This is a genomic window from Anoxybacillus sp. LAT27 (assembly GCF_022030075.1).
Taxonomy (GTDB): Bacteria; Bacillota; Bacilli; order Bacillales; family Anoxybacillaceae; genus Anoxybacillus; species Anoxybacillus kestanbolensis.
Window position 1 is genome coordinate 1 of record NZ_JAIWYK010000028.1, and the last position, 2,367, is coordinate 2,367.

General features: G+C 38.0%; 3 protein-coding genes and 1 rRNA gene. 3 read left to right on the plus strand and 1 reads right to left on the minus strand.

Translation table 11 applies throughout. The annotated features are described in order from the left end of the window. Positions 1-257 precede the first annotated feature (257 nt). Positions 258-701 (plus strand): peroxide-responsive transcriptional repressor PerR, encoded by a 444-nt coding sequence (perR, locus tag LD028_RS01965; protein WP_026011847.1) that lies wholly within the window; start codon positions 258-260, stop codon positions 699-701. Between the two features lie 23 nt (positions 702-724). Here perR and LD028_RS01970 read toward each other — a convergent pair whose 3' ends face one another. Further along, on the minus strand, positions 725-1,087 hold the full coding sequence (locus LD028_RS01970; RefSeq protein ID WP_006322086.1) for a YgzB family protein: 363 nt from the start codon (positions 1,085-1,087) through the stop codon (positions 725-727). Positions 1,088-1,208: 121 nt separating this feature from the next. Between LD028_RS01970 and LD028_RS01975 the strand changes: the two genes are divergently transcribed. Next, the gene (locus LD028_RS01975) at positions 1,209-2,081 is read left to right on the plus strand and encodes a nucleotidyltransferase-like protein (protein WP_237810766.1); all 873 of its coding nucleotides are present in this window, start codon (positions 1,209-1,211) and stop codon (positions 2,079-2,081) included. 199 nt (positions 2,082-2,280) lie between these two features. Further along, positions 2,281-2,367, plus strand: a 16S ribosomal RNA gene (locus LD028_RS01980); the annotation flags it as partial.

A 2,367-nucleotide genomic window follows, 5' to 3' on the forward strand; every position in this document is an offset into this window, starting at 1 on the left:
AAAGTGAAAGTAAATGGGCATGTTGAAGAGGTGCTAAACGCTTTAAAACAGGCGATTAGCTCAAACAAATAATGAAATCGTTGCGTACGATATAGTAGAGCACACACCTCCTCAAAGACGTATGTGGCGATTCTGTGTAGAGTCGCCCTTTTTTCTTTCAGGAAAATACAATTGACAAAAGGTTTTATTTTTTTGTACACTATTTATAAAAATTATAAAGTAATAATTATAATTTTTATAAATGAAAGTGGGGGGGCATGACGGTGACGCACGCACATCAATTAAAAGAAGCGCTTCATACGTTGAAAGAAACCGGCGTCCGTATTACACCGCAACGTCATGCGATACTCGAATATTTGATTCAGTCAATGTCCCATCCAACAGCGGATGAAATTTATAAAGCTTTGGAAGGAAAATTCCCAAATATGAGTGTCGCAACTGTGTACAATAATTTGCGCGTGTTTAAAGAAGTCGGTCTCGTTAAAGAGTTAACGTATGGTGACGCATCTAGTCGTTTCGATTTTGTTACGACACATCACTATCACGTTATTTGCGAAACATGTGGGAAAATTGTCGATTTCCATTACCCGGGCTTAGATGAAGTAGAAGATTTAGCGGCACATGTGACAGGTTTTAAAGTAAGTCATCATCGGATGGAGATTTACGGAACGTGCCCGGATTGCCAAAAGGGACATCATTAAAAAAGCTGGTAGCATCGATGCTATCAGCTTTTTTTGTCCCTTGCTTTCCGATTATATTTTTCATCAAACTCTTTCCCTTCGAGCGTTGGATCAAGGGTGAGTGGTTCGTTGCAATACATACATACATCGACTCGACCTAGCATTTTTGTTACTTTGTTACATGAAGGGCAAACGACTTGTACCGTCTTTGTCGACAACATACCAATCCAAAAATAAACGACTGTACTTGCGATAATAAACAACAGTCCTAAAATCATAAATAATGTCATAACAATCGGCGATGTACGAAAAAAGATGCCTCCATACATGACGAAAAATCCGATAAAAATTAAACTTAACGCAAACGTACGAATTTTGTTAATTTTGCTTGAATATTTTACACCCACATTTATCTCCTCCTACGCATAACTATATCATAAGTTTTGAATGATAAGCATTAACCAAGCAGGAGTTTTTTAAAAAATGTCGAATACGGTCAAACAATGTTGAAGAGTGGAGGATTCGATTATGGAAGATGTGTTACGCCCGATTTACCAAGAGCGAGCTAGTCAGTCACGCACTCTCGGTATTTTAATGGTTGAAAGAGGATCGGATTATTCTCCGGAGACGGATTTATTTGATGTTATCTTATTCGTTATCGTTCGAGAGGGAGAAGAAGCGGTTTTTATTAAACATTACGTGTTTGGTGAAAAAAGTGCATCATTGTACGTTGTAGATGAACATCGAGTAAAAGAATGGGTGTTGCTCGGTTCAAATCGTAAAGTAATGAATTGGTTGTTAAATGGAAAAATTTTATTTGAACGCAACGAATATATTGGACAATTGCGTCAACGTCTATTGCAGTTTCCGGAAGAGGAAAGAAAGGTAAAGATGGGGATAGAGTTCGCAAAGCTAGTGCGTCGTTACATTGAGGGGAGAAGTTTTTTTGAAAAAGATCAATGGCTTGATGCGTACAATCATGTGTTGCATGCTCTTCATCATTTAGCTCGTCTATCTATTATCGAACACGGTTTTTATCCCGAAGTTACTGTATGGAATCAGGTCAAACAGATTGAACCGCAAATTTATAAATTGTATGCAGAGTTAGTCGGGAGTGAAGAACCGCTTGATAAACGATTGCAATTGTTATTTTTAGCAAGTGATTTTTTTATTCATTCGAAGTTAAAGCAAGGAGCAAGTCATCTGATACACGTGCTGGAGAAGAGAGAAACATCGTGGTCTATGGCCGATTTGTTAAATGAAAAAGAGTTGTCGGTATATGGTGTTGATTTGGAGATTTTGCTTGAATTTTTAGTTGAAAAACACCTAATTACTGTTGAGAAAATTGCAACGAAAGGACAAGGAGTATTTCATAGACACTATGTAGTTGAAAAAAAATAAAGAAAAGGTGTTGACGTTTAAAAGTTTTCGTGATATATTTCTAATCGTCGCTACTGAGATGTGGCGGCGGTTAAAAACGAAACTTGTTGACATCGGATTTGTGATGTGATAACATGAGAAAGTCGCTCAAATAGTGATGAAGATGTTCCTTGAAAACTGAACGAAGCGAAAAGCGTAAAGAAGCTAGAGATATGAACTTTCTATGGAGAGTTTGATCCTGGCTCAGGACGAACGCTGGCGGCGTGCCTAATACATGCAAGTCGAGCGGACGAATCGAAAGCTTGCT